This window comes from Microlunatus speluncae, assembly GCF_009299835.1.
GTDB lineage: Bacteria > Actinomycetota > Actinomycetes > Propionibacteriales > Propionibacteriaceae > Microlunatus > Microlunatus speluncae.
The window spans coordinates 251,961-277,485 of sequence record NZ_VKCZ01000008.1 but is presented as its reverse complement, the minus strand read 5'-3'; the positions used below and the strand labels follow the sequence as shown (position 1 = coordinate 277,485).

General features: G+C 68.4%; 27 protein-coding genes. 18 read left to right on the top strand and 9 right to left on the bottom strand.

Features of this window, described 5'->3' with window-relative positions:
* Positions 1–531, top strand: a complete 531-nt coding sequence (locus FNH24_RS12650) for a GbsR/MarR family transcriptional regulator (RefSeq protein WP_152362535.1) — start codon at positions 1–3, stop codon at positions 529–531.
* A complete protein-coding gene (locus tag FNH24_RS12645; protein WP_152362534.1) occupies positions 528–2,237 on the top strand; it encodes a dipeptide ABC transporter ATP-binding protein in 1,710 nt (569 codons plus the stop codon). The genes FNH24_RS12650 and FNH24_RS12645 overlap by 4 nt, the downstream gene beginning before the upstream one ends.
* Before the next feature lie 4 nt (positions 2,238–2,241).
* On the opposite strand, the gene FNH24_RS12640 is transcribed toward FNH24_RS12645, so the two are convergent.
* The 3 genes from FNH24_RS12640 to FNH24_RS12630 form a co-directional block, all read right to left on the bottom strand.
* A complete protein-coding gene (locus tag FNH24_RS12640; protein ID WP_152362533.1) occupies positions 2,242–2,658 on the bottom strand; it encodes a hypothetical protein in 417 nt (138 codons plus the stop codon).
* Complete coding sequence (locus FNH24_RS31445; RefSeq protein ID WP_161606119.1) at positions 2,655–3,674, bottom strand: M23 family metallopeptidase; 1,020 nt, start codon at positions 3,672–3,674, stop codon at positions 2,655–2,657. The genes FNH24_RS12640 and FNH24_RS31445 overlap by 4 nt, the downstream gene beginning before the upstream one ends.
* A gap of 102 nt (positions 3,675–3,776) precedes the next feature.
* Positions 3,777–4,526 carry a methyltransferase domain-containing protein gene (locus FNH24_RS12630; RefSeq protein ID WP_152362532.1) on the bottom strand — a complete coding sequence of 250 codons (750 nt, stop codon included), beginning with the start codon at positions 4,524–4,526 and terminating at the stop codon, positions 3,777–3,779.
* Between the two features lie 283 nt (positions 4,527–4,809).
* Here FNH24_RS12630 and rpsB point away from each other — a divergent pair, with 283 nt between their 5' ends.
* The 5 genes from rpsB to FNH24_RS12605 all read left to right on the top strand — a co-directional run bounded on the left by rpsB (position 4,810) and on the right by FNH24_RS12605 (position 8,924).
* The gene (gene rpsB, locus FNH24_RS12625) at positions 4,810–5,727 is read left to right on the top strand and encodes a 30S ribosomal protein S2 (RefSeq protein ID WP_152362531.1); all 918 of its coding nucleotides are present in this window, start codon (positions 4,810–4,812) and stop codon (positions 5,725–5,727) included.
* Between the two features lie 54 nt (positions 5,728–5,781).
* Positions 5,782–6,600 carry a translation elongation factor Ts gene (gene tsf, locus FNH24_RS12620; protein WP_152362530.1) on the top strand — a complete coding sequence of 273 codons (819 nt, stop codon included), beginning with the start codon at positions 5,782–5,784 and terminating at the stop codon, positions 6,598–6,600.
* Between the two features lie 112 nt (positions 6,601–6,712).
* Positions 6,713–7,426: a UMP kinase gene (gene pyrH / locus FNH24_RS12615; RefSeq protein ID WP_152362529.1), complete on the top strand. Its 714-nt coding sequence runs from the start codon at positions 6,713–6,715 to the stop codon at positions 7,424–7,426.
* 34 nt (positions 7,427–7,460) lie between these two features.
* Positions 7,461–8,015 carry a ribosome recycling factor gene (frr, locus tag FNH24_RS12610; protein ID WP_217428194.1) on the top strand — a complete coding sequence of 185 codons (555 nt, stop codon included), beginning with the start codon at positions 7,461–7,463 and terminating at the stop codon, positions 8,013–8,015.
* A gap of 90 nt (positions 8,016–8,105) precedes the next feature.
* Positions 8,106–8,924, top strand: a complete 819-nt coding sequence (locus FNH24_RS12605) for a phosphatidate cytidylyltransferase (RefSeq protein WP_246186863.1) — start codon at positions 8,106–8,108, stop codon at positions 8,922–8,924.
* 19 nt (positions 8,925–8,943) lie between these two features.
* Here FNH24_RS12605 and FNH24_RS12600 read toward each other — a convergent pair whose 3' ends face one another.
* Both FNH24_RS12600 and FNH24_RS12595 read right to left on the bottom strand, forming a co-directional pair.
* Complete coding sequence (locus FNH24_RS12600) at positions 8,944–10,005, bottom strand: phosphotransferase (protein ID WP_161606118.1); 1,062 nt, start codon at positions 10,003–10,005, stop codon at positions 8,944–8,946.
* A gap of 55 nt (positions 10,006–10,060) precedes the next feature.
* Positions 10,061–10,636 (bottom strand): TetR/AcrR family transcriptional regulator, encoded by a 576-nt coding sequence (locus tag FNH24_RS12595; RefSeq protein ID WP_161606117.1) that lies wholly within the window; start codon positions 10,634–10,636, stop codon positions 10,061–10,063.
* A gap of 43 nt (positions 10,637–10,679) precedes the next feature.
* Here FNH24_RS12595 and FNH24_RS12590 point away from each other — a divergent pair, with 43 nt between their 5' ends.
* The 11 genes from FNH24_RS12590 (at position 10,680) to rlmN (ending at position 23,599) form a co-directional block, all read left to right on the top strand.
* A complete protein-coding gene (locus FNH24_RS12590) occupies positions 10,680–11,510 on the top strand; it encodes a prolyl oligopeptidase family serine peptidase (RefSeq protein ID WP_217428186.1) in 831 nt (276 codons plus the stop codon).
* Between the two features lie 50 nt (positions 11,511–11,560).
* Complete coding sequence (locus FNH24_RS12585) at positions 11,561–12,586, top strand: LacI family DNA-binding transcriptional regulator (protein ID WP_152362524.1); 1,026 nt, start codon at positions 11,561–11,563, stop codon at positions 12,584–12,586.
* A 157-nt stretch (positions 12,587–12,743) separates the two neighbouring features.
* Positions 12,744–13,994 carry a polysaccharide pyruvyl transferase family protein gene (locus FNH24_RS12580; protein WP_161606116.1) on the top strand — a complete coding sequence of 417 codons (1,251 nt, stop codon included), beginning with the start codon at positions 12,744–12,746 and terminating at the stop codon, positions 13,992–13,994.
* Positions 13,991–14,974, top strand: a complete 984-nt coding sequence (locus tag FNH24_RS12575; RefSeq protein ID WP_246186861.1) for an ABC transporter permease — start codon at positions 13,991–13,993, stop codon at positions 14,972–14,974. Before FNH24_RS12580 ends, FNH24_RS12575 begins: the two co-directional genes overlap by 4 nt.
* A complete protein-coding gene (locus FNH24_RS12570; protein WP_152362522.1) occupies positions 14,971–15,873 on the top strand; it encodes a carbohydrate ABC transporter permease in 903 nt (300 codons plus the stop codon). The genes FNH24_RS12575 and FNH24_RS12570 overlap by 4 nt, the downstream gene beginning before the upstream one ends.
* A gap of 43 nt (positions 15,874–15,916) precedes the next feature.
* Positions 15,917–17,536, top strand: a complete 1,620-nt coding sequence (locus FNH24_RS12565) for an extracellular solute-binding protein (RefSeq protein WP_161606115.1) — start codon at positions 15,917–15,919, stop codon at positions 17,534–17,536.
* Positions 17,537–17,574: 38 nt separating this feature from the next.
* Positions 17,575–19,539, top strand: coding sequence for a DUF4962 domain-containing protein (locus FNH24_RS12560; RefSeq protein WP_152362520.1), 1,965 nt, complete (start codon positions 17,575–17,577; stop codon positions 19,537–19,539).
* A 71-nt stretch (positions 19,540–19,610) separates the two neighbouring features.
* Entirely contained in the window at positions 19,611–20,588 is a 978-nt protein-coding gene (locus tag FNH24_RS12555; RefSeq protein WP_152362519.1) for a heparin lyase I family protein, read from the top strand.
* A 98-nt stretch (positions 20,589–20,686) separates the two neighbouring features.
* Positions 20,687–21,505, top strand: a complete 819-nt coding sequence (locus tag FNH24_RS12550) for a MerR family transcriptional regulator (protein WP_152362518.1) — start codon at positions 20,687–20,689, stop codon at positions 21,503–21,505.
* Entirely contained in the window at positions 21,505–22,449 is a 945-nt protein-coding gene (locus FNH24_RS12545; RefSeq protein ID WP_217428185.1) for a hypothetical protein, read from the top strand. The genes FNH24_RS12550 and FNH24_RS12545 overlap by 1 nt, the downstream gene beginning before the upstream one ends.
* A 10-nt stretch (positions 22,450–22,459) precedes the next feature.
* Positions 22,460–23,599: a dual-specificity RNA methyltransferase RlmN gene (gene rlmN / locus FNH24_RS12540; RefSeq protein ID WP_152362516.1), complete on the top strand. Its 1,140-nt coding sequence runs from the start codon at positions 22,460–22,462 to the stop codon at positions 23,597–23,599.
* Between the two features lie 46 nt (positions 23,600–23,645).
* Here rlmN and FNH24_RS12535 read toward each other — a convergent pair whose 3' ends face one another.
* The 4 genes from FNH24_RS12535 to FNH24_RS12520 form a co-directional block, all read right to left on the bottom strand.
* A complete protein-coding gene (locus FNH24_RS12535) occupies positions 23,646–24,050 on the bottom strand; it encodes a VOC family protein (RefSeq protein ID WP_152362515.1) in 405 nt (134 codons plus the stop codon).
* Positions 24,051–24,054: 4 nt separating this feature from the next.
* Complete coding sequence (locus FNH24_RS12530) at positions 24,055–24,765, bottom strand: helix-turn-helix domain-containing protein (protein WP_152362514.1); 711 nt, start codon at positions 24,763–24,765, stop codon at positions 24,055–24,057.
* Between the two features lie 141 nt (positions 24,766–24,906).
* Entirely contained in the window at positions 24,907–25,224 is a 318-nt protein-coding gene (locus FNH24_RS12525; RefSeq protein ID WP_152362513.1) for a type II toxin-antitoxin system RelE/ParE family toxin, read from the bottom strand.
* Positions 25,221–25,472, bottom strand: a complete 252-nt coding sequence (locus tag FNH24_RS12520; protein WP_152362512.1) for an addiction module protein — start codon at positions 25,470–25,472, stop codon at positions 25,221–25,223. Before FNH24_RS12520 ends, FNH24_RS12525 begins: the two co-directional genes overlap by 4 nt.
* Between the last annotated feature and the right edge of the window lie 53 nt (positions 25,473–25,525).

Here is a 25,525-nt window from a genome sequence, read left to right as displayed (position 1 = left end):
ATGGCGGGCAGGAAGGCGGACGCCTGGGAGACCGGGGAGCGACGGCAGCAGTTCATCGAGTCCTTCGGGGTGCTGCGCGAGATGGCCGGGTCGACGCGGATGGAGGGCCGGGTGCTCGGCTACCTGATGACCAGCACCAAGCCGTACGTCTCGTCGGCCGAGCTGGCCGCGGCGCTCAAGGCCAGTGCCGGTTCGATCTCCGGGACCACGCGGCAGTTGATCGAGTCCGGCTTCATCGCCCGTCATGCGATCCCGGGAGATCGGAGCCACTACTTCACCGTCGACGACGACATCTGGGGCTCCTTCCTGGCCGGCGAGCGGCGCTACCTGGACCGGCAGCGAGCCCTGTTCTCCGAGCTGCTCGCCGACGTCCCGGCCGGTCTCGACGGGCCGCGCCGCAAGGTCCGCAACGCCCGGAACTACATGGAGTGGCTGGCCACCTATCACCGCAAGATGCTGGCCGACTGGAAGATCTTCAACGAGACCCACGGCGACGGCGACGTCGACCCGTCGACCGAGGTGCCGTCATGATCGCGCCGGCGCGGACCGGGGGCGACGTGCTCCGCTTCGAGGACCTTGCGGTCGACTTCCTGGTCGGCGGCAACTGGCAGCGCGCGGTCGACGGCGTGTCGTTCGCGTTGCGGCGGGGCGAGGTGCTGGCCGTCGTCGGGGAGTCCGGGTCGGGCAAGAGTGTCACCAGCCTGGCCACGATCGGCCTGCTGCCGGCCAACGCCCGGGTCTCCGGCCGGGTGTTCCTCGATGATCAGGAACTGTTGACCGCCGGCCGCACCCGGCTCGCCGGGATCCGCGGCAAGCGGATCGCGATGATCTTCCAGGACCCGGTGAACGCCCTCGACCCGGTCTTCACGATCGGCTCCCAGCTGATCGAGATGATCCGCCGGCACCAACCCGGGACCAGCCGCGGCCAGGCCCGGGAGCGGGCGGTCGAGTTGCTCCGGATGGTCGAGATCGGCGATCCGGAGCAGCGGCTGCGGCACTACCCACACCAGCTCTCCGGCGGCCAGTGCCAGCGGGCGATGATCGCGATGGCGTTGTCCTGCGAGCCGGAGGTGTTGATCGCCGACGAACCGACGACCGCCCTCGATGTCACCGTGCAGCAGGAAGTCCTGGACGTGCTGATGGCCCTCCGTCGCCGCACCCCGGTGTCGATCATGATCATCACCCACGACATGGGCGTGGTGGCCGACGTCGCCGAACGGGTGGTGGTGATGCGGCAGGGGACCGTGGTCGAGGTGGCCGAGACCCGGGACCTGTTCGCCCGCCCCGAGCACGACTACACCCGGACCCTGCTCGCGGCGGTGCCCGGCAGGACCCGCCCCGACTCGGACCACGGGGACCCGGGCGGCGAGCCGAAGCCGCAGACGGGTCCGGACGATCGTGCCGCCGCGACCGACCAAGATCGCGATCCACTGATGATCAAGGAACTGGTGGTCGAGTACCGCGGCCGCGGCCGCCGGATCCGGGCCGTCGCCGGCGTCGATCTCCGGCTCGCGCCGGGCGAGATCTGCGGCCTGGTGGGCGAATCGGGCTCCGGCAAGTCGACGATCGGTCGCAGCGTCCTCGGGATGGCCCCGATCAGTGGTGGCGAGGTCCGGGTCGGCGGCGTCTCGCTGGCCACCGCCGGCCGGGCCGAGCTCCGCGCGATCCGGTCCCGGATCGGCGCCGTGCACCAGAATCCCGCCGGCTCGCTCAACCCCCGCTACACGATCGGTCAGTCGATCGGCGAACCACTCCTGGTGCATCGCGGGGTCCGCGGGGCCGAACTGGCCGGCCGGGTGCGAGCGCTGCTGGAAAGCGTCGAGCTGCCCGGCGGCTGGGACGGCCGCTATCCGCACGAGTTGTCCGGCGGTCAGCGGCAACGGGTCTCGATCGCCCGGGCCATCGCGCTGGAGCCGGAGCTGCTGATCGCCGACGAGCCGACCTCGGCGCTTGACGTGTCGGTGCAGGCGCGGGTGCTGGAGTTGCTGGTCGCCCTACAGCGCCAGTTCGCCTTCGCCTGCCTGTTCATCAGCCACGACCTCGCCGTCGTCGAGCAGGTCTGCGACCGGATCGCGGTGATGCACGACGGCCTGATCGTGGAGCAGGGGAGCTGCGAGTCGATCCTCCGCTCGCCCCGCGACGCCTACACCCGGCGGCTGCTCGAGGCCGCCCCGGTCCCCGATCCGGTGGTGCAGCGCCGACGCCGGGAACAGCGGCTGGAGGCGACGGCGTCCTAGCCGATCAGTCCACTGCTTTGTTCCCGACATCCAGCAGACCGATGATCTGATCGAGCTTCCGGTCGACGCCGTCGAACCTCTGATCGACGCCGTCGAACCTCCGGTCGTGACCGGCGACCTTCTGCTCGAGGCCGTCGAACCTGTGCTCGAGGCCGTCGAACCGTTGCTCGAGGCCGTCGAACCGTTGCTCGAGGCCGGTGACCTTCTGGTCGACACCCTCGATCTTCTGGTCGATCTCGTCGAGCCGGTTTCCGTGGCGGCCCTGCGTCTCGGAGATGGTCGTGAGGAACTCGTAGATCGAGTGCACGTCGTTGTCGAGCTGGCGGACTTTGCGCTCGATATCGGCCGGCGACGTCATGCGGGCGAGTCTACGGGTCGCGGTGGAGGTCCTGGAATGAGTTCGGCAGGCATTTTCGATCACCACCAGCTCATCGGGTCGACGAGTTGGCCGTCCAGCCAAAGCATCAGGTGCAGGTGGCAGCCGGTCGAGTAGCCGGTGCTGCCGACCGATCCGATCAGCTGGCCCTGGGCGACCTGTTGTCCCGGCCCGGCCGCGTACGAACTGGCGTGGTTGTAACCGCTGACCACGCGCCGGCCGCCGATCAGGCCGTGGTCGATCATCAGCCGGTTCCCGTAGCCGGCGTTGAAGTAGGCCTGGGTCACCCGGCCCGGATAGGGCGCTCGGATCGGGGTGCCGCAGGCGGCGCCGAAGTCGGTGCCGTCGTGCAGCTTGTTGATCTTGAGCACCGGATGGAATCGCATCCCGAACGGCGAGGTGATCGCGCCGGCCACCGGTGCGATGAAGCCGTGCTGCCCGGTCGGACCGCCCGCGCCGCCGGCCAAGCCGGCCAGGCCCGCGGCCGCCCGATCCGCGGCCCGTTGTTCGGCGAGCTTGCGTTGGGCCTCACCGACCAGCCGGACCCGGCCCGATTCCGGAATCGGCGGCGCACCGCCGTCGCCGCCGAGCAACATCGGATCGAGGTAGCTCTCGCCGCGCCGCCAACCCCAGTGCAGGCAGTCCGCCGGCCGGCAGTGCCCCGGCTCGAGCGTCCCGATCCTGGTGCCCGCCTCGACCCGGGTGCCGACCGGTTGCAACTGCGTCACCGGCTCGTAGGTGGTCCGGGTGGTCCCATGATCGACGACGACCACTCCGCGACCGGCGAGCCGCTGGGCAAAGGTCACCGTCCCGCCGGCAGCCGCGAGCACGGGCGATCCGGCGGCCGCGGCCAGGTCGACGCCTCGATGGCCGGCATCCCACTGTTCGGCGGGCGGGTCGAACGGCCGCAGCACCTGGATCGCCCCGGGCAGCGGCCAGCCCGTCGGCCCCGGCGGCGGTGGCTCCGCCCGGGCCGGCACCGGAGCCGACCCGGCGGCGAGCAGCAGACCGAACAGGATCATCGCGGGCCACAACCACCCGCCGCGCAGACGTACCTTCATGCGTTGGATCCTGCGCCGCTGCGACCGGATCGGCCGCCCGCCAGAAAATCTGTGGAAAACCGGATTGCCTCACCTGCGGCTGTGGACGACGCCCGGACCGGGTCAGCGCACCGCGTCGATCAGGTGCCGGGTGGCGTGCGCCTCGAACGATCCGGTGTCCCGGATGATCCGGTCCATCCGCACCAGGTCCTCGTGGTACTTCTCAACCGTGAAGTCGGGCAGCCACCAGACGCAGCGGCGCAGGATCCAGACCACCGCGCCGACGTCGAAGAACTCCATCCGGGCGCGGAACGTCCGCAGCTCGACGACCGTCAGCCCGGCCTGCTCCGCGTCGCGGCGTTCGACCTCCGGATCCCGCCCGGAGACCTCGTCCGGCAGCGGGCCGAGAAAGAACTCGCTCAGCGCCCGGGCCGACTCGCCGCCGACGTGCTGGGCGAAATAGTGCCCGCCCGGCTGGAGGATCCGGCTGATCTCGGGCCAGTCCGGCTTGATCGGGTGCCGGGAGGTGACCAGCTCGAAGGAGCCGTCGGGAAAGGGCAGTGGACCGCCGGGCTGCGGCTCGTACACCTCGGCCCCGCGCGGTCCGAGCAGCCGGCGGGCGCGCTCGGCATTGGGCGGCCAGGTCTCGGTCACCGCCATCCGGGCCGGAAGCCGTGGCGCCTCGGCGACGACCTCGCCACCGCCGGTGTCCAGGTCGACCGCGGAGCCGACCGTGCCGAGCCGCTCGGCCAGCAGCCGGGCATAGCCCCAGGGCGGTCGCTCCTCGGTCGCCCGGCCGTCCAGCCAACTGAAATCCCAGCCGGACACGTCGGCCGCCGCGGCCTCAGCAATCAGCTCATCGAAGGTACGCACCCGCGCATCCTGCCCGACCGGACGCGCGGCCGCTCCCTATATAAGGGAGAGGTCCGCGCTGGTTGGCCTCGGGGCGGGCGGAAAGCGTAGACTCTGGGCCGCAGCCTGAGGAATCGGGCTGACTTCGCATGCTCGCTCTCCGGCCGCCTCGGTCGGGCGGCATCCGCGGTCTCACTCCCACGTGGTTTGAGTCGGTTGTCGCGCGGGCATCAGGCGGTGTCGAAGAGATCGACACCGGTCAACCGTACGTCGGGCTTCGGCCCGAGAAGAGAGGGATACGGCCATGGCCGTCGTCAGTACCCGCCAGCTCCTCGAGAGCGGCGTCCATTTCGGGCACCAGACCCGTCGGTGGAACCCGAAGATGAAGCGGTTCATTCTCACCGACCGCAACGGCATCTACATCATCGACCTGCGCCAGTCGCTGACCTACATCGACCGCGCGTACGCCTTCGTCAAGGAGATCGTCGGCCGGGGCGGCAAGGTGCTCTTCGTCGGCACCAAGAAGCAGGCCCAGGAAGCGATCGCCGAGCAGGCGATGCGGGTGGGCATGCCGTTCGTCAACCAGCGTTGGCTCGGTGGCATGCTGACCAACTTCCACACCGTGATCAAGCGGATCCAGCGGCTCAAGGAGCTGGAGGGCGTCGATTACGACGACGTCGCGGGCTCCGGCCGGACCAAGAAGGAGCTCCTCGGCATGCGCCGGGAGAAGGAGAAGTTGGAGAAGACCCTCGGTGGCATCCGGGACATGAGCGAGGTGCCGCAGGCGGTCTGGATCGTTGACACCAAGAAGGAGCACCTGGCCGTCGACGAGGCCCGCAAGCTGCGGATCCCGATCATCGGCATCCTGGACACCAACTGCGATCCGGACGAGGTCGACTACGCGATCCCCGGCAACGACGACGCGATCCGCTCCGTCTCGCTGCTGACCCGCGTGCTGGCCGACGCCGTCGCCGAGGGACTGATGTCGCGGTCCGGCGGCCAGACCGGTGAAGAGGCGACCAACGAGCCGATGCCGGACTGGGAGCGCGAGCTGCTGGCCAAGGAAGAGGCCAACGCCCGGGCCGAGGCCGCCAAGACCGCCGAGGCACCGGCCGAGGCCGCTGTCGAGGCGCCCGTCGAGGTGCCGGTCGCGGCGACCGAGGATCCGGTTGCGGTCTCCGCGGCCGCCGACGCCGACGCGCCGAACGAAGTCAGCAACTGAGCCCCTACCCCTGACACAACGTCACCCCTGAAACAGAAGGAAGTACGAGGACGCATGGCGACGATTGCCGCTACCGATGTGAAGCGGCTCCGGGACTCCACCGGGGCCGGCATGATGGACGCGAAGAAGGCGCTCACCGAGGCCGAAGGTGACTTCGACAAGGCGATCGAGCTCCTCCGCGTGTCCGGCGCGGCCAAGGCCGCGAAGCGGTCGGAACGGGCGGCCAGCAACGGTCTGGTCGCCTACGCCGACGGTGCCCTGATCCAGTTGGGCGCCGAGACCGACTTCGTGGCCAAGAACGCCGATTTCCAGGAACTGGCCGACACCGTGGTGAAGGCTGCCGCGGCGGCCAAGGCCGGGACGGTCGACGAGGTCAACGCGGCACCGGTCGGCGACGGCCGGACCGTCGCCGACGCGGTCGGCGAGCTCGCGGTCAAGATCGGCGAGAAGCTTGAGGTCAGCGGGGCCGCCTACTTCGACGGCACCACCACCGTCTACCTGCACAAGCGGGCCTCCGACCTGCCGCCGCAGGTGGGCGTGCTGGTGCAGTACTCCGGTGCCGACGAGGCGGCCGCGAAGACCGCGGCGATGCAGGTGGCCGCGATGCGGCCGCAGTACCTGAACCGGGACGAGGTGCCGGCCGATCTGGTGGAGAACGAGCGTCGGATCGCCGAGGCCACGGCGAAGGCCGAGGGCAAGCCTGAGCAGGCGCTGCCCAAGATCATCGAGGGTCGGGTGAACAGCTTCTTCAAGGACGTCGTTCTGCTCGACCAGCCGTCGGTGACCGACAACAAGACGCCGGTGAGCAAGCTGCTCGAGTCCGCCGGGGTTACGATCGAGCGATTCGTTCGGTTCGAAGCCGCGGGGGCGTGAGCTCCTAGGCCACGATGCGTGCGCTATGAATCCGTCCGGGTTCGTAGCGCACGTTTGTGTCAGCACCCAGAACAGTCCAGGTCAGAGCCATCCAGGTCAGGGAGAGATGCCGATGCCGAGTCCGTACCGCCGAGTCCTGTTGAAACTGTCCGGTGAGGTGTTCGGTGGCGGCAAGATCGGCGTCGATCCCGACGTGGTCGCCGGCTTGGCCCGGCAGCTCGCCGAGGCGGCCGCGACCGGCGTCCAGATCGCCATCGTCGTCGGTGGCGGTAACTTCTTCCGCGGCGCCGAGCTGCAACTGCGGGGCATGCAGCGCGACCGCGCCGACTACATGGGCATGCTCGGCACGGTGATGAATTGCCTTGCCCTGCAGGACTTCTGCGAGAAGGCCGGGCTGGAGCCGAGGGTGCAGACCGCGATCACGATGGGCCAGGTCGCGGAGCCGTACATCCCGCAGCGGGCCGAGCGGCATCTCGCGAAGGGCCGGATCGTGATCTTCGGCGCCGGCTCCGGGATGCCTTTCTTCTCCACCGACACGGTGGCGGCGCAGCGGGCGCTGGAGATCGGCGCCGACGTCTTGCTGATGGGCAAGCAGGGCACCGACGGCGTGTACGACGCCGACCCGCAGACCAACCCCGACGCCAAGAAGTTCGACGACCTCAGCTACGACGAATATCTGGCCCGCGACCTCAAGGTGGCCGACGCCACCGCGATCAGCATGGCGCGCGACTTCGCGCTGCGGATGGTGTTTTTCAGCCTGGACACCGACGGCACGATCGTCCGCGCGATCGCTGGTGAGAAGATCGGGACTACGGTACACACGTGAGGTCGCCCACCCGAGACGAAGGAGCGCTACCGTGATCGACGAGATCCTCATGGACGCGGAACTGAAGATGGACTCCGCGATCGAGTACGCGAAGGAGGAGTTCGCGGCGATCCGCACCGGCCGGGCGCATCCGGCGATGTTCTCGAAGCTGACCGTCGACTATTACGGTGCGCCGACGCCGCTGCAGCAACTGGCCAGCTTTCAGGTGCCGGAAGCGCGGATGGTGTTGATCACTCCGTACGACAAGGGATCGATGGCCGGGATCGAGAAGGCGATCCGGGATTCCGATCTCGGGGTCAACCCGACCGACGACGGCAACGTCATCCGGGTCACGCTGCCGGAGCTGACCGAGGAACGGCGTCGGGAATACATCAAGTTGGCCCGGACCAAGGCCGAGGACGCCAAGATCTCGATCCGGACCCACCGCCGGTCGGCCAAGGAAGCCCTGGACAAGCTGGTCAAGGACAAAGAGGTCGGCGAGGACGAGGTGGTCCGCGCCGAGAAGCAACTGGACGCGGTGACGAAGCAACACACCGACGCGGTCGACGAGGTGCTCAAGCACAAGGAATCAGAACTGATCGAGGTCTGATCGGTGGTCGATTCTTCGGGCTCTGATCCGGTCGAAGGGCCGGAGCCCGGCGACGGGCAGCAAGTCGATCATGGTCGGGCCGGTCGCAACCTGCCGGCCGCGATCGGGGTCGGCGTGGGCCTCGGGGCCTATCTGGTCGTCACGCTGATCTGGTTCAAGCCCGGCTTCGTCGCGCTGCTGGCGGTCGCACTGGCGCTCGGTGCGAACGAGATGTTCGAGGCGCTGAAGCGGCAGGGGATGACGGCGGCGCGGGTGCCGATCATGATCGGCACCGTGGCGATCGCGACCGGATCGTTCCTGGCCGGCGTGCAACAGCCGGTGATCTTCTCCACCGCGTCGGTGTTGCTCGCGTCGCTGGCACTGACCGTGCTGGCGGCGATGATCTGGCGGATGCCGAAGGGCTCCGCCGGCTATGTCAAGGACACCGCGGCCAGCCTGATGATCATCGCCTACGTGCCCTTCCTGGGCTCGTTCGCGGCCCTGATGCTGGCCGGCGAGAACGGATCGATCCGGTTGGTCACGTTCATCCTGATCGTGGTCGCCGGGGACGTCGGCGGTTATGTCGCCGGCGTGTTGTTCGGCCGGCATCCGATGGCGCCGACGATCAGCCCGAAGAAGTCCTGGGAAGGCCTGGTCGGCTCGGTGGTGCTGGGCACCGGCGCCGGGCTGGCGATGACCGTCTTCGGGCTCGGCGCTCCGTGGTGGATCGGCCTGATCCTCGGGGTTGGTTTGGTGGCGGTCGGGGTCTGCGGCGACCTGATCGAGTCCTTGATCAAACGCGACCTCGGGATCAAGGACATGAGCTCGTTCATCCCCGGCCACGGCGGGGTGATGGACCGGCTCGACTCGCTGCTGGTCGCCGCCCCGGTGGCCTGGTTGATCATGTATCTTCTGGTGCCCGGCGGCTGAGCCCGACAATCCGGCCCGGTCAGGCCACGAGTTCGTCGCAGTCCCAGTCCTCGAAAGCGGCGAGGAGGCATTGCAGCTTCGGCCACCAGTAGTCGGCGGAGGATCCGTCGTGGGCATCCTGGAACGGCACCAGCAACCAGTAGACGAGTCCGAGCCGGTAGTCCTCGAGGAGCATCTCGTAGGAATAGCCGGCGACGCCGTGATCGACCAGCGTGCGGTGGAAGCGGGCGAGCAGGCGACGCTCACGATCGTCCTCCTGGCGCTGCTCCCGGGTCCAGAACGTCGCGATCAGGTTGGCCAGGTCGACGGCGCCGAGGTCGAAGCACGGGTCCTGCCAGTCGATCAGGGACGCGGTGCCGCCGGCCCGGATCGGACAGAGGAAATTCGAGAAGTAGGCGTCACCGTGCACCAGGGTCAGCCGTCGCCGTTCGGCCACGCGGGGCTGCAGCCGGCGGGTCCAGTAGGCCGAGAGCCCGTCGACGATCCGCTCGCAGCGCTCGACCACCGAGGCGGGCAGCCAGTCCTCGTTGGCCGACCGCAGGGTCCGCCACGACGTGCGACGCCGCTCGGCGAACCGTGCGAAGCCCTCGCCGTCCTCGGACCAGTAGCCGAGGTCGAGTGCGCCCGTGCCCTGCAACGGATGCTCCCACCAGTACGCCTGGAGCCGGGCCAGGCAGTCGATCACCGCGTCCTGGTCCGTCGGGATCGGCAGGCCCGAGGCCAGGATCCGGTCCCTGGTCGTCGGGGCGACGTGGGTCGCGGACAGATCCTCCAACAGGACGTACGGCTCGTCCGCGGAGCCGATAGCGAAGCATCGCGGGACGACCGGGGGATGATCATCGAGGGAATCGATCAAGCGGTAGAACCGGGCCTCGTCGGCGGCCGACGCCACACTCCAGGCGACGTCGGTCGGTTGCTTCAGGATGAAGGCCCGGGCGGTCGCCGAGCCGGGCGGGGTGATCCGCAGTCGCACCGTCCGGGAGTTGAACGCGCCGGTGTCCAGCACCTCGATCCGGGCGTCGGACGCCGGCCCGTCCACCACGCCGGATCGGTCGAGGATCGCGATCAGGCGGTCATCCATGACCTCACCCTTCCCGGGCCCGGTCAAGATCGCAACGCGATTTCCGGGGAGCCGATCACCGCGGAGCGATGCCGGCGAGCAGCCAGTCCAGGCCGGCCAGGAAGTCGCGTCGCACCCGGGCCGAGGGGATCGGCTGGGTGTCGGCGTCGGTCCAGCCGGTGGCGAACGCGGCATAGCCGATGGTGTAGACGATCAAGGACCGGCGGCCCGCGGCGGCGGCCGCCGCCGCGATCCCGAGCCGCTCGAAGCACTGATCCATGATCACGCCCAGTCGCTGCGCCTCCGGCCCGCGCGATCCCTGCCGGGTCAGATAGGCGCCGACCAGGCTGCCCTGGGTGATCAGCACGTCGTACGTGTCGGTCATGATCACCGTGATCGCGCGCCGCGGATCCCGGGCGGTGGGGCTGTGCACCGCGGCCAGCACGTCGTCGAGGACCGCGTCGATCAGGGCGTCCTTGTCCGCGAGGTGGCTGTAGATCGCGTTCGGGGCAACCCCGAGTTCGGCGGCCACCGCGCGAAGGCTGAGCCCGTCCAGCCCCCGCTGGGTCAAGGTCAGCCGGGCGGCGGCGACGATCTGGTCCCGGGTCAGCCCGGCCCGCATGCCTCGGGTCCGGCGTCCGCTCTGCTCCATGGTCTTATTGTACAGTGTCCATTTAAGTTGTACACTGTCCATTATGATGAACTTCTCGGACCGTGAGCAGCGCGTCGGCATCGCCGCCGGAGTGCCGTACCTGATCTTGCCGCCGGCCTCGGGCCGGACGGATGCGCCGCTGGTCGTCGGTTGGCACCTGTTCGATCCGCCGCGGACCGAGTCCGCCTTCGCCGCGGCCATGCCGCTGGACGGGCTGGACGCGTGGCGGATCTACTTCGGCCTGCCGCTTTGCGGGGCGCGGAAACCTGCTGGCGGTGACGAGGAGGTGATGCGGCTCGGCTTCGAGGATGCGGTGCGCAATCTGTACGAGCCGGTGCAGGACCAGGTGGTCGCCGAGTTCGAGCCGGCTCTGGCCGCGGTCCGGGAGCAGTTCCGGCTGACCAGTGACCGGATCGGTTTGCTCGGCGGGTCGGCCGGAGCGGGCGCCGCGCTCGGCGTGCTGGCCGAGACCCGGCTGCCGATCGTCGCCGCGGTGGTGGTCAGCCCGCTGACCCAGCTGCGCCCGATCGTCACGGCCAACGGCCGGCTCTTCGGCATCGACTACGGCTGGGATGCCGGTTCCGACGCGATCGCCGACAAGATCGACTTCGTCCGCCGGGCCGACGAGCTGGCCCGGGCCGGCGCGCCGCTGCGGCTGGTGGTCGGTGCGCTCGACGACGTCGACGCGATCCGGGTGCCGGCGGCGGCGGTGCGGGATGCTCTGGCCAACCGGGGGCGCGAGGCCGACCTCAAGATCGTGCCGGAGATGGCGCATCTGCTCGCCGAACCGCCGGGCGACGAGCCGGCGCCACAGAAGCCGGAAGCCGCCGCCTGTGATCGGCTCGCGGTGGAGTGGTTCGCGGCACGGCTCTAGCCGATCCGGGAGGTGGCGCCGGAGCTGTGCCTGGGCACTATCCTCGGGCCATGGTCGAGCGACACGTGACGCTGAAGGACGTCGCCAAGCGGGCGGGCGTGTCGACGGCGGTCGTCTCGGCGGCGATCTCCGGCAGTGCCACGACGATCCGGATGAGCGAGGCGACCCGGCTCCGGGTGGAGCGGGCGATCGCGGAGACCGGCTACCGGGTCAACCATGCCGCCAAGTCGCTCAGCATGTCGCGGTCGGGGATCATCGCGGCCGTCGTCCCCAAGATCGCGAACCCGGTGTTCGAGTTCGCGATCCGCGGCATCCAGGCTGCCGCGGAGGAGGCCGGCGACGTGCTGATGCTGGCCGACGCGCTCTGGATCGAGCCGGGCACGCACCTGATGCAGCGGATGGTCGGCACCCGGATGGTGGATGGGTTCCTGGTCCGGTCACCGCACCTCGGCTCCGAAACGATCGAGGAACTGACCAGCCGCACGATTCCGTACGTGATCTTGCAGACCCCCGACGACGACGAGCGACGGACCAGCATCTGGGTCGATGATCATGCCGGGATCGCCGTCGCGACGGAACATCTGCTCCGGCTGGGACACCGCCGGATCGCGCTGATCGGCGGGCCGGACCAGGCCTACGGCGGCCCTCGCGTCGAGGGCTATCTGGACACTCTACGATCGGCCGGCCTGCGGCCGGATCCGCGGTTGGTCCATCGGTCCGGCTTCGACCCGCACGTCGTCGCCCAGTCGGCGATGGCGGTGCTGACCGGGCCCGAGCCGCCGACGGCGATGATCATCGACAACGTGATCGCTGCGCCCGGGGCCCTGGCCACGATCGTCGATCTGGGGCTGCGGGTGCCGGAGGATCTCTCGGTCGTGGTGTATCAGGATCTGCCGATCGCCGATGTCCTCCGGCCGGCACCGACGACGATCCGGATGCCGGTCTACGAAGCCGGTGTCCGGGGTTACCGGGCTCTCCGCCAGTTGATCGACGGGAAGCGGGCCAGGTCGGCGCTGGTGAAGAGCCCGCGACCGAAGCTGATCGACCGCGGATCGACCGCGCCGCCGCGCGCCTGAAAATCGCACCGGCTTGATCAACATCCGATCGTGGGCTTGATTATCCGGTTAATCAGAGGCATTCTGATCCGGACGTTGCTGATCGATGCCCCGTCAGGGGCCGAACGGGGTTGTTCTGCCGATGATTCATGTCGTGGTGGTCTCTGGATGGCAGACCGTGAATATCGGGGATGTGGCGCACAGCCCCGGGGTGTTGGAGGCGTTCCGGCGGTTCGCGCCGGGCACCCGGCTCACCCTCTGGGCGCGCAACATCGACGACGCGGTCCGGGAGTTGCTGGCCTGCTACTACCCGGAGGTGGCACTGGTCGAGGAGCGGGTCGGCGAGGATGGTTCGATCACGCCGACCCTGGAGCGGCTGTTCGCCGATGCCGACCTGCTGGTGCACGGATCCGGGCCGTCGCTGGTCGGCAAGATCGAGACCGCCGCCTGGCGGGCGCACACCAATAAGCCGTACGGGTTCTTCGGCGTCACCGTCGATCCGCTGCGGCCTTATGACGGGACTCTGGAGCGGTCCGCGGTCATGATCGACGCGATCGCCGGCGACCTGCTGGCACCGCTGGACCGGGAGCTGTTGACCGACGCGGCGTTCGTCTACTGTCGCGACTCGCTGACCCAGAGATTCCTGCGGGGGCAGGGGATCGGGGTGGACGAGCTGGAGTTCGGTGCGGACGGCACGGTGATCTTCGACGTCGTCGACGATGCCGACGGCGCACCGGTGCTCGCGGAGTACGGGCTGGCCGAGGGCCAGTTTCTGTGCGCGGTGCCGCGGCTCCGCTACACGCCGTACTACCGGATCCGCGGCTATCAGCCGCGGGCCGAGGACTGGCGCAAGGAGGCCTACAACGCGGGCTATGCGGAGTCCGATCTGGACGTGCTGCGGCAGTCGATCATCAGCTGGGTCCGGACGACCGGGTGGCCGGCCCTGATCGTGCCCGAGATGTCGTACGCGGTCGAGGTCGCCGAGACCCGGCTGGCCGGCACCTTCCCGGCCGACGTGGCGGACCAGGTGCACGTGCTACCGCGGTTCTGGGATCTGACCGAGGCGGCATCGGTCTACCGGCGCGCCGCCGCGGTGATCAGCATGGAGTGCCACTCGCCGCTGATCGCTTTGGCGGAAGGGATTCCGGCTCTCTATCTGCGTCAGCCGACCGACACGATCAAGGGCCACATGTATCACGACCTCGGCCTCTCGGAGTCGATCATCGAGCTGACCGACGGAGCCGCCGGCGAGGCGGTCGAGCGGACGGCCAAGCTGGCGTCGGATCTGCCGGCCGCCCGGGAGGTCATGGTCCGCTCGCGGACGGCGGCCCACGAGGAGCTGCGCCGTCACGTCGAGTTCGTGCTCGGTCGGACCGGCGCTCTTCGACAGGCTCAGGGTGCGGGGGAGCGGGGCGCTGACGCACCGTGATCGATTCCCAGCCCCGACCCGCGCCGCCGCGGGCGGTTCCGCCACCGAAGGCCGCCGACGGCGGTCTCCGGCAGCGGCTGGCCGTCCGCTGGCGCCGGGACCGGGTGTTGCTGCTGCTGGCCGTGCCCGGCGTCGTGGTGCTGCTGCTGTTCCACTACCTGCCGCTGCTGGGCAACGTGATCGCCTTCCAGGACTACCAGCCGTTCCTCGGCATCGGCAACAGCCCGTTCGTCGGGCTGGAGAACTTCGAGGTGATCATCAACGGCGACCCGGAGTTCCTGAACGCGCTGGCGAACACGCTGATCATCACGCTGATCCAGGTCGTCTTCGTCTTCCCGCTGCCGATCGCGTTCGCCCTGATCCTGAACGCGCTGCTCAGCGAGCGGCTGAAGCGGCTCACCCAGTCGGTGCTCTACCTGCCGCACTTCCTGTCCTGGGTGATCGTGGTCGCGCTGTTCCAGCAGATGCTGGGCAACGGCGGCATGCTCAACACCTGGCTGCGCAGCGCCGACTTCGAGACGTTGCAGATCATCGGAGTGCCGGAGCTGTTCAAGCTGATGATCACGTCGCAGGTGATCTGGAAGGACACCGGCTGGTCGACGATCATCTTCCTGGCGGCGCTGTCCCGGGTTGATCTCAACCTGTACGAGGCGGCGGCGATCGATCGGGCCGGCTCCTGGCGGCAGACCTGGCACGTGACGTTGCCGGCGATCCGGCCGGTGATCGTGTTGCTGCTGATCCTGCGGCTCGGTGACGCGCTCAGTGTGGGGTTCGAGCAGATCATCCTGCAGCAGGGACCGGCGGGAACGCAGGCCAGCGAGGTGTTGGACACCTACGTCTACAACAACGGCATCATCGGTGGCGACTGGGGCGTCTCGGCCGCGGTCGGCCTGGTCAAGGGCGTCATCGGCGTGATCTTGGTGCTCGGCGCCAACAAGGTGGCCCACGCCCTGGGCGAGCGAGGGGTGTATTCGAAATGAGCCACTGGAAAGACACCCGGCCGATCTGGATGGGCCGTCCCTCGATCCTGGCCCGGGCCGGCCGCGGGATCGTGCTCGGCCTGGCCTGTCTGGCGGTGATCGTGCCGTTCGTCGCGGTGATCATGACCAGCATCGCCTCGCAGCGGGAGGTGAGCGCGGCCGGCGGGTTCGTCCTGTTCACCACCGACCCGACCCTGGGCGCCTACCGAGCGGTGCTGTCCGGCGGCGTGGTGACCCGGGCCCTGTTCGTGTCGATCGGCGTGACCGTGATCGGGACCGTCCTCTCGGTGGTCTGCACGATCATGCTCGCCTATGCACTGTCCCGGCCGGGAGCCCTGCTGCACAAGCCGATCCTGCTGCTGACCCTGTTCACGCTGCTGTTCAGCCCGGGCATGATCCCGATGTATCTGATCGTCCGACAGCTCGGCCTGATCGACAACCTGGCGGCGCTGATCCTGCCGGTATTGATCAACGCGTTCAACGTGATCGTGATGCGCTCGTTCTTCCTGGAGCTGCCCGGCGAGCTGATCGAGTCGGCCAAGATCGACGGGGCCGGCGAGCTGCGCATCCTGACCACGATCGTGGTACCGCTGTCCCGGGCGGTGATCGCCGTGGTCGGGCTGTTCTACGCGGTGGCGTACTGGAATGCGTTCTTCTCGGCCCTGCTGTATCTGCCGTCGCCGGAGAAGTGGCCGCTGCAGTTGGTGCTGCGGACGTTCGTCGTCAACCAGACCCCGCTCGGCACCGACGAGCTGGCCGTCGGTGCCGAGACGATGCCGCCGCAGACCTCGATCCAGATGGCGATCCTGGTGATCTCCATCGTCCCGATCCTGATCGTCTATCCGTTCATCCAGAAGCACTTCAGCAAGGGTCTGCTGATCGGCGCCGTCAAGGGCTAGCCAGGCCGGGCCCGCTCTCTCTTCAATGACGAAAGGAAACACGATGGAGACACTGACTCGGCGGAGTCTGATCATGGGCGCCTCAGCGGCCGCCGTGATCGGCGGCGCCGCAACCGTCACGGGATGTGGCAGCTCCGGCGGCGAGCAGACCGATGCCCGTCGGATCGGCAACGGCGAACTGCCGACGTTCGCCGAGGCCGGCAGCGTGAAGCCCGACCTGCCCAGCGAACATCCGGGCGGCATGCACGGGTTCTTCAGCTATCCGGCCGATCCGCCGGCGGCCGCCGCGCCGCCGTTGTCCGGCGGAAAGATCTCGGCGCTGACGTACACCTTCGACCCGGTCGCCCCCGGCCTCGCCGAGAATCCCCTGTGGCAGAAGGTGAATCAGGGCCTCGGCGCCGAGCTGGACATCACCTATGCGCCGTCCGCCGACTACAAGCAGCGGTTCGCGACCACGATCGCGGGTGGCGACCTGCCCGACCTGGTGACGATCTACGGCTCGGTGCAGCAGTTGCCGGCGCTGCTGAAGGCGCAGTTCCAGGACCTGAGCGAGCACCTCGCCGGTGACGCGATCGCCGACTATCCCAACCTGGCCGGGCTCGCGACCGAGTCCTGGCGGGAGACCGTGATCGAGGGATCGATCTGGGGCGTCCCGATCGCCCGGCCGCCGATCGGCGGCGCGATGTTCGTCCGCAAGGATCTGCTGGACAAGCAGGGGCTCTCCGGGCAACCGAAGGACTTCGCGGAGTTCAAGGAACTGCTGGTCGCGCTGACCGACGAGCGCAACTCGCGCTGGGCGTGCGGCGATCCGGCCGGCGTGCTCGGGCTGATCACCTCGATGCTCGGCATCCCGTCACTGTGGATCGAGGAGGGTGGGAAGTTCACCGCCAACATCGAGACCGAGCAGTACGTGAAGGCGCTGGCCGACGCGCGCGGGCTGGTCGAGGCAGGCGTCTTCCATCCGGACGGGCTGAACGCGACGAACAACCAGCGCAACGACTGGTTCACCGCCGGTCGCACCCCGCTGGTGCAGGGCGGCTTCGTCGGCTACAGCAAGTACGAGCTGTGGGGTGCCGAGGTACCTGGCTTCGAGCTGTCCACCATGCTCCCCGTCGGCTACGACAGCTCGACCGAGCCGGTGCACAACCGAGGCACGGTGATGCAGGCGATGACGGTGATCAAGAAGTCGGAGCCGGACCGGGTCAAGAACCTGCTGAAGGCGCTGGACTGGCTGGCCGCACCCTTCGGCTCGTCGGAATACCTGACCCGGAAGTTCGGCATCGAGGGCGAGACGTACGCACTGGAGGGGACGGACCCGATCTTCAACTCGCGGGGGCAGAACCTCAAGCTCGTGCCGTTCGGCTACATCTCCGACGGTCCGCAGGTGATCTACGACCCGGGTCAGCGGCGGATCGCGGAGGCGCGCTTCGCGTACCAGGAGAAGGCGCTGGCGATGATCGAACCGGATCCGACCCTCGGCCTCTACTCGGAGACCGAGGCGACCAAGACCGCCCAGATCGGCAAGGCGCTCGAGGATCACCGCCAGGAGATCCTGATCGGCCGGAAACCTTTGGCCAGCTGGGCCGAGGCCGTGTCCACCTGGCGCCAGGGTGGCGGCGACAAGATCCGCGAGGATTACCAGACCGCGTTCGCGGCCAAGTGACCTGATTCGAATCTGATCTTCATCGACGAGGAGTTCCCATGCCCCTGCCTGCCCGGAGACCTCACCGGTTCGCGATCACCGGACTGATGCTCGCCGTCCTGGTGCCCATGATCATCGGTGGGGCGCCGAAGGCGGCCGCCGAGCCGCCGCAGCTGCATCCGCCGGACGACATCGTCGCGGCCCTGAAGCCCGGACACCCGAGGCTGATGGTCGACGCGGCGGGGCTGGACCGGATCCACCAGCAGGTGGCGAGCTCTGCGCTGGCGTCCGGACTGAATCAGCAGTTGATCACAGAGGCCGACCGGATGCTCACCCTGCCGATGTCGGTCTATGAGTTCCCGGACGGCCGGACGCTGCTGCAGGTGACCCGCGAGGTGCAGCGGCGATCGGTGTTCCTGTCGCTGACGTACCGGCTGACCGGTGACGAGCGCTACGCGGCCCGGGCCTACCAGGAGCTCGAGGCCGTCGCGCAGTTCCCGGACTGGAACCCGGAGAGCTGGCTCTCGGTCGCCGAGCTGCTGTACGCCTACGCCGTCGGCTACGACTGGCTCTACGACTTCCTGAGCGATGATCAACGGGCCGTACTGCGCAATGCCATGATCGAATTCGGGCTGAACGAGGCCAAGATCGCCTACGACACGTCGAACTCCTGGACCCGGTCGACGACCAACTGGAACATCGTCTGCAACGGCGGCGTGATCATGGCCGCGTTGGCGATCGGCGACGAGGTCCCCGAGCTCGCCAACGAGTTGCTGCACCGCGCGTACGACTCACTGCCGGTCGCGCTGGCCGAATACGGACCGGACGGCGGCTACCCGGAAGGCACCACCTATTGGGGTTATGCGACCCGGTTCCTGGTCTCGGCGCTGTCCTCGCTGGAGACGGCGATCGGTGACGACTACGGCATCTCCGATGTGCCCGGACTCGATGTGACAGTGGACTTCAGCCTGCAGCTGACCGGCTCGAGCGGGCAGCTGTTCAACTACGCGGACTCGTTGACCCAGGTGAGGACCCGGGGCGGCTCGGCGGCGACCTACTGGCTCGCCCATCGCTACAACCAACCCGGCTACGCCTGGTGGGCCGATGAGGGAGCCTCCCGAGTCCTGGCCACCGCCCTGCCGCCGCTGCATCTGATGTGGCTGGGCATGATCGATCCCGAGGATCCGGGGGCCTCCGGATTGCCACTGGACAAGGTGTTCGAGCGGGCCCACGTGCAGACGATGCGCAGCAGTTGGGATCCGAACGCGACCTTCGTCGGGTTCCGGTCCGGCGACAATGCGGCGAACCACGGTGATCTTGACATGGGCACGTTCGTCCTCGATGCCCTCGGGGTGCGGTGGGCGATGGAGACCGGCCGGGACGACTACGGCCTGCCCGGCTACTTCGACACGGGTCCGGACGGGCTGCGCTGGACGTACTACCGCAAACGTGCCGAGGGGCAGAACACGCTGGTGCTGAATCCGGGAACGGGGCCCGACCAGGACCTCGGAGCCACCGGGACGATCGACCGCACCGATGGGAATGCGGGGACAGCGTTCTCGGTCGCCGACCTGTCCGAGGCGAACGCTGATCGCGGGGTGATCAGGTGGAAGCGGGGCATCGCCATGATCAACGACCGGTCCCGCGTGGTGGTCCAGGACGAGGTGGCCGGCCGGACACCGATCACGGCGCACTGGTTCATGCACACCAACGCGGCGATCACCCTCGCCGCGGACGGCCGGACCGCCAAGCTGACCCTGAACGGCCGGCAGCTGCAGGCCCGGCTGCTCGACGGGCCGGCCGGTGCGAAGTTCTCGATCATGGACGCGAAGCCCCTGCCGACCTCGCCGAATCCCTCCGGCCAGAACCCGAACGCCGGCATCCGCAAGCTGGTGGTGACCGGCGACCCGGCGCGTCACTTCCGCCTGTCGGTGTTGTTGGAACCTCTGCCGACGGGGCAGCCGGCCGATCCGCCGAAGGTGACCCCGCTGGCCGGCTGGAATCTGCAGTCGCTCGACCGGTAGGCCGCCTCAGTAGACCCCGCAGATTCGGGGAACCACTCAAAACAGTTCCAGACAAGAAAGGGAAGACATCGATGAAGATCTCGGCCCCTGGTCGGTTTGCTCGAAAAACGTCGGCTCTCACCGCGGCGGTAGTCCTGAGCGCCTCGGCGGGTATCGCCGCAGTGACGAACCCACAACCCGCCAGCGCGGCGGCCGCGGTGCCCAGCTACTCGGCGGGTATCGCGGGTGAGACCTGGACGATCGAGAGACCCGAGGACTGCGATTTCGAGATGGGCGCCGGCGGCAACCTCAGGGAGGGCGACGGCTTCTTTCCGGGCAAGTGTCAGGGAGCGGCAGAGCCGCCTCAGATCACCGGGACCTCGGAAAATGGGCGGGCGTTGACGTTCCGCACGGACAAGGACTTCGAGTACCCGGGTGCCATCCTTGACGACCCCGCCAGGAACACCTGGGTGGACGCTGCCGGAGACAGGCTCCGGGACCGCTCGGAGCTGGCGACGGGGTGGGACCTGCCGTTCCACACCAACGTGTGGGTCGGCTTCGACGTCCGCATCCCCGAGGGCGTCGATGACGTGACGGGCAGCGGGGCGTACGTGCTGCAGCTGTGGCAGTGCATCGCGAACCCGATCGGCGGCGTGCGCATCCAGTCAGGTGCCGGTAACGGACACAACCTCCAGTTCGTGCGCCGGGGCGAGGACCCCGACACGAACTACGACATCTCGATGGCGACCCAGAGCGTCGGCACCAACGAGTGGCACTCCTTCGTCATCAAGTACAACGTGGAGCCCTACCACCCCGGTGGATCGAAGGGGAGCATCGCGGTCTATCACAAGGAAGTGGGTGCGACCGTCGAGGAGAAGCTCTTCGAGCAGGACGAGTACTTCGGCTACGCGACGCGTTCCATCTGCCGTAATGACTCCTTCGAGAACACCTTCAGGATCAAGTTCGGCCTGTACAAGGACTATCAGCCGGGCGCGACGTTCCGTTCCGACTTCCGGAACGTGAGGATCGGCGGCAGCAAAGAGGCGGTGCAGCCCTACAACCGCGGTTGAAGTTCCTCTGAACCGAGATCGCCGCGTGGCTGCCGGGGGATCGGTTCGATCAGCGCGTCGGTTGACCTCGCCCCAGGGGCGGGCCGCAGACTCGGCGTGTGGACGAGCCCTACCTGCTGGCCGGACGCTTCGGCGCCGAGACCAGACTGTCGCCGAAGGCCCTACGGCTGTATGCCGAGCTGGGTTTGCTGGTGCCCAGCCAGGTCGATGTGGCGACCGGCTACCGCTATTACCACCGGGATCAGGTCGCGCGGGCCCGGCTGATCGGACGGCTGCGTCAGCTGGACGTGCCGTTGGCCCGGATCGCCGTCCTGGTCGAGCTGACTCCCGGGGCGCTGGAGATCGAGCTCCGGGCCTGGCTGAAGGCGCAGCATGATCAACTCGATCGGCAGGCGCAGCTGGTGGACACGATCGTCCGCGGCGGCGAGCTGCCCGAGCTGGTCGACGCGGTACGGGTCCGCCGCGCAGAGCCGATCAACCTGCTCTGCCGGCAACGGCTGATCAACACGGCCGAGCTGGAGGACTTCCAGGCCGAGGCTGAGGCCGAGATCCGGGCCGCGCTGCGGGCCGCCGGCCATCCCGGCGACGGGCCGACCCGGACCTACTTCCACGAGTTGGTGACGCCGGACAGTGGCGGTCTGGTCGAGGTCGCCGTCGGGTATCAGGGTTCGCTGGAGCCCGTTGCCGGGTTGCGGATCCGGCTCTCGCCGGCGCAGACCGAGGCCGTGCTGCCGGCGCCCCGTACCTTCGAGGACTTTCCGTTGGTGCTGCATCTGTACGACGCGGTCGAGGCGTGGATCAACGCTCGGCCCGGCGTGCGGATCGCCGACACCTGTTTCGAGGTCCAGCCCGGCACCGACGCCAGGTTCGATGTCGTCTTTCCCATCCATCATCCTGATCAGACCGAGGAGTTCTGATGATCACGCCCTATGTCGGCTCCGGCCCCTACTGCTATGCCAACTCGTTCGCCATGATCATGGGCGAGCACGCCCCGTCCACCGCGGTGATCGAAACCCTGTCCGGCGGACCGTTCGGGATGCAGCTGATCGGTGGCACGCTGCCGTTCTTCGACCCGTACGGCTGGGATCCGAGCCTCGGCTTCGACAACCTGCTGTCGGCGCTCGGCTGGACCTCGAGGGTCAGCTGCGGCGGGGATGCCGAGCAGGCGCTGGCCCGGCTTCAGGCGGCGCTCGCTGACGGGCCGGTCTGGGTCGGACCGCTGGAGATGGGCTACTTCGCGCACCAGCCGGGGATGACCGGGCCGATCGAAGCCGATCACTTCGTCGTCGTGCTCGAGGTCGGACCGGACTTCGTGATCATGCACGATCCGCACGGACATCCGTACGCCACCCTGCCGGTGGACACCTTTCTGAAGGCCTGGCAGGCCGAGACGGTGGCGTACGGCGAGCCGTTCACGCTGCGGTCGGAATTCCGGCGGGTGGCGGCGGTGACCGAGCTGGAGGCGCTGCGGGCCGGGATGCCGGCCGCGACCGCCTGGTTGGAGCTCGACCCGGCCCGCGACGTTCCGCCGGGGACCATCGGCAACGGCGCCGCCGCCGAGGCGCTGGCCGAGCTCTGGGCCGCCGGACCGGACGAGGGCCTGCGTGGCCATCTGGGCTACTTCGCGGTCCGGGTCGGCGCGCGCCGGCTGGACGACGCCGCGACCTGCCTGGCCCGGATCGGGCTCGACGAGGCGTCCCGGGTGGTGCGCGATCAGGCCCGGCGGGTCGGTGCACTGCAGTATCCGGTGGTGCAGCGCGACGACGCCACCGTCGTTCGCGGGCTGCGGGACCTGGCCCCGACCTACGACCGGCTCCGCGCGGTGCTCGCGGATTCGGCCGCGGCGGTGGCCGCCGGGTAGCCTGACCGGCATGGAATCAGCGGGGGAGAGCGCGCCGAGCGACCGGTCGTTGCCGCTCGTCTTCACCGCACCGCGCCGGGGCAAACCGCCGCGGCACTGGGCCGATCTCACCGCGGTCGAACGGCGGGAGGCGGTCGAGGCGGCCGGCCACCGTGCGTTCCGGGCCCGCCAGCTGTCGGCGCACTACTTCGCCGGGCTACGTACCGATCCGGCGGAGTGGACCGATCTGCCCGGCGGCGTCCGGGACGAGCTGGCCGCGACGTTCATGCCCCGGTTGCTGACCAGCGTGCACGAGCTGACCTGCGACGACGGCACGACGGTCAAGAACCTGTGGCGGCTGCACGACGGTGCGACCGTGGAGAGCGTCCTGATGCGTTACCCGGAGCGGGTCACCATGTGTGTGTCCAGCCAGGCCGGCTGCGGCATGGCCTGCCCGTTCTGCGCCACCGGCCAGGGCGGGCTGCAGCGCAACATGAGCACGGCCGAGATCGTCGAGCAGGTCATCGACGGCGCCCGCCGGCTGGACCGCGGCGAGATCGCCGGCGGCCCGGGCCGGGTCTCCAACGTGGTCTTCATGGGCATGGGCGAGCCGATGGCCAACTACAAGGCGGTGATCGGCGCCGTCCGGCAGTTGATCACTCCCGCGCCGGACGGGCTGGGCATGAGTGCCCGCGGCATCACCGTCTCCACCGTCGGCCTGGTGCCGCGGATCCAGCAGCTGGCCACCGAAGGCCTGCCGGTCACGCTGGCCCTGTCCCTGCACGCACCGGACGACGAGTTGCGCGACGAACTGGTCCCGGTGAACACCCGTTGGAACGTGGACGAGGTCGTCGACGCGGCCTACGAGTACGCCAAGATCACCAAGCGCCGGGTGTCGATCGAATACATCTTGATCAAGGACATCAATGATCAAGCCCACCGCGCCGACCTGCTGGCCAAGGTGCTCCGCCGCGGCAACTGGGGCTGGGTCCACGTCAACCTGATCCCCTTGAATCCCACCCCTGGTTCGAAATGGACGGCCTCCCGGCGCGAGGACGAGGAAGAGTTCGTCCGGCGGCTGGAGAAGCGCGGCGTGCCGGTGACCGTACGGGATACGCGCGGCCGGGAGATCGACGGCGCCTGCGGCCAGCTCGCGGCGCAGGTGAATTGATGCCGCGCCGCGGCTGCACCGTCGACCGCACGGCATCCCCGCTTGATCAATCGCCCCGGTAGTTTCCGAAGCTCCAGAGGCAGCCTTCGGGATCGGCGACAGTTGCGTCTCGGGTCCCGTGCGGCGACGCCTGCGGCCCGCCGACCGGCTCGGCTCCGGCCTTCACTGCCCGTTCGTACAATCCGTCCGGGTCGTCTGTATGGAGGTAGATTCCGATCGGAATCCGAGGCCCGAGGTCATCGAAGCCGACGACGTCCGGTTCGGCGGTGTGGATCGTAACGATAGCGCCTGAGTGCCAGCGCAGCACTGCCTGATTGATCGCTCCGGGAGCCTCTCCAGGGTGGTTGGCGATCTCGTCGAACCCCAGCGCTTCCTTGAGGAAAAGGACAGCTGAGACGGCGTCTCGGTATCCGAGGCTGGGCCACAGTTTCGGTTGTGTAGTCGATTCCATGCAGTCAGCTTGCGCCGAAGGCACGATCGGTGTCTTGTACGAAAGGGAGGTCTTCGGAGCGGAGCCATGCTGACGGTGCGCAACCGGCCAGGTCATGCCAGTCACGAGTCATGTGAGCTTGGTCGTAATAGCCACTCCGGGCCGCGATCTCGGACAGCGAGGGCCTCGGAGATGTCGTATGGCGATTCGTTCGTCCGAGGCTCTTGACTAGTTCACTGGATCGCTCGAACCGAACGATTCTGGCGGCCTGCTTCGGCGAGATGCCGTACTCCCGGACGAATTTCTCTCTCAGATTACGATGGCTGTAGCCCGACTCTGCGGCAAGGTCTCCGATCTGAACTTTGCCGCCAGACGCGAGGATGCGGTGCCAGTTGCGCTGGGCACAGTAGTCCACGAGACGCCAATCGGAGGCGCGAGTGGCCAGCGCACCCAGCGCCTGGTCCAGGACTGCACAACAAGCTCCCCAGGTAGTCGCCATTGCCAGCCGTTCGGTGATGGCTGCGGCCACATCTCCGAGGACAGCGTCAAGATCAATAGTCTGTCCGGCCAGTTCGGCGGCTGGAACGCCCAGCAGTTTCCGCGCGCCGAGGGGAGTCAGTTCGAGCGAGATATTTCGCATCGAACCGTTGTGCGCGACGTGCACGGGTCGAAGGTGCAGGCCGCCAACGAGGCCTGCATACGGACGGGCATCCAACCCGTCGCCGGAGTTGATCATGAGCAGGCAGGAGCGTGGGTGCCGGAAGTCCAGTCGCTGCGATGGCTACTGGATCATCCATGACCGAACGATAGGACAGCTCCCTGATTTCGGGTGGTCCTCGAAGGCCTCTGACAATCTGCCTAGGCCGGCGTCTCGGGATCACTCGCTCAGACGTTGAGCCCAATAGTCGGGATGGCGTCGCTCGTGGGCGTACGCGATGACGACCACCTCGTCGCCTCGGACGATGTACTTGATGCTGTACCGGAAGCCCGCGATGCCTCTCGAGTGGACCTGCGGGGTTCGACGCTTGCCGCCGTGCAGGCCCCAACTGTGTGGAGATTCCAAGATGCTTTCAACGGCGGCCTCGACGGCATCGGCGAACTTTTGACCCCACCCCTCGCGCACCCCGTCGAGGTACAGCGCCGCCTCGCGCAACTCTGCGTGAGCTTGCTCGTGCTCGCGCCAGCGAAACGTCACCTGCGACGCGCTGAGAGTTCGTCTCGGATCCGAGCAAGCCCCGCCCGGCCGTCCACGGTCTCGGTTCTTCCGCTGACGATTTCCTCCACGCGACGGTCGATCACGTCGTCCCAGGCGGCATCGATCTCTGCCTGATCGCGGTCGGTGTCGTGATCGACACTCAGTCGCAGCATCCGGGCGGCCTCAAGTCGCTCGTCCGGCGTCAGTGTGTAGCCCGCCTCGATGAACTCCGCAAGCCTCGATGTCATGGCTCAAGTGTAGAGCTCTGCGCCCACGGCGGGCAGAGGATCGCTGCCTGGAG

What these genes read in the sequence shown, in the direction of transcription:
- rlmN (WP_152362516.1), top strand. Translation starts at nt 22,460, where the DNA reads ATGGAATCAGCGGGGGAGAGCGCGCCGAGCGACCGGTCGTTGCCGCTC.
- FNH24_RS12545 (WP_217428185.1), top strand. Translation starts at nt 21,505, where the DNA reads ATGATCACGCCCTATGTCGGCTCCGGCCCCTACTGCTATGCCAACTCG.
- FNH24_RS12570 (WP_152362522.1), top strand. Translation starts at nt 14,971, where the DNA reads ATGAGCCACTGGAAAGACACCCGGCCGATCTGGATGGGCCGTCCCTCG.
- FNH24_RS12565 (WP_161606115.1), top strand. Translation starts at nt 15,917, where the DNA reads ATGGAGACACTGACTCGGCGGAGTCTGATCATGGGCGCCTCAGCGGCC.
- FNH24_RS12595 (WP_161606117.1), bottom strand. Translation starts at nt 10,636, where the DNA reads ATGGAGCAGAGCGGACGCCGGACCCGAGGCATGCGGGCCGGGCTGACC.
- FNH24_RS12585 (WP_152362524.1), top strand. Translation starts at nt 11,561, where the DNA reads ATGGTCGAGCGACACGTGACGCTGAAGGACGTCGCCAAGCGGGCGGGC.
- FNH24_RS12520 (WP_152362512.1), bottom strand. Translation starts at nt 25,472, where the DNA reads ATGACATCGAGGCTTGCGGAGTTCATCGAGGCGGGCTACACACTGACG.
- FNH24_RS12535 (WP_152362515.1), bottom strand. Translation starts at nt 24,050, where the DNA reads ATGGAATCGACTACACAACCGAAACTGTGGCCCAGCCTCGGATACCGA.
- FNH24_RS12645 (WP_152362534.1), top strand. Translation starts at nt 528, where the DNA reads ATGATCGCGCCGGCGCGGACCGGGGGCGACGTGCTCCGCTTCGAGGAC.
- FNH24_RS31445 (WP_161606119.1), bottom strand. Translation starts at nt 3,674, where the DNA reads ATGAAGGTACGTCTGCGCGGCGGGTGGTTGTGGCCCGCGATGATCCTG.
- tsf (WP_152362530.1), top strand. Translation starts at nt 5,782, where the DNA reads ATGGCGACGATTGCCGCTACCGATGTGAAGCGGCTCCGGGACTCCACC.
- FNH24_RS12560 (WP_152362520.1), top strand. Translation starts at nt 17,575, where the DNA reads ATGCCCCTGCCTGCCCGGAGACCTCACCGGTTCGCGATCACCGGACTG.
- FNH24_RS12555 (WP_152362519.1), top strand. Translation starts at nt 19,611, where the DNA reads ATGAAGATCTCGGCCCCTGGTCGGTTTGCTCGAAAAACGTCGGCTCTC.
- pyrH (WP_152362529.1), top strand. Translation starts at nt 6,713, where the DNA reads ATGCCGAGTCCGTACCGCCGAGTCCTGTTGAAACTGTCCGGTGAGGTG.
- FNH24_RS12650 (WP_152362535.1), top strand. Translation starts at nt 1, where the DNA reads ATGGCGGGCAGGAAGGCGGACGCCTGGGAGACCGGGGAGCGACGGCAG.
- FNH24_RS12530 (WP_152362514.1), bottom strand. Translation starts at nt 24,765, where the DNA reads ATGATCAACTCCGGCGACGGGTTGGATGCCCGTCCGTATGCAGGCCTC.
- FNH24_RS12600 (WP_161606118.1), bottom strand. Translation starts at nt 10,005, where the DNA reads ATGGATGACCGCCTGATCGCGATCCTCGACCGATCCGGCGTGGTGGAC.
- rpsB (WP_152362531.1), top strand. Translation starts at nt 4,810, where the DNA reads ATGGCCGTCGTCAGTACCCGCCAGCTCCTCGAGAGCGGCGTCCATTTC.
- FNH24_RS12590 (WP_217428186.1), top strand. Translation starts at nt 10,680, where the DNA reads ATGATGAACTTCTCGGACCGTGAGCAGCGCGTCGGCATCGCCGCCGGA.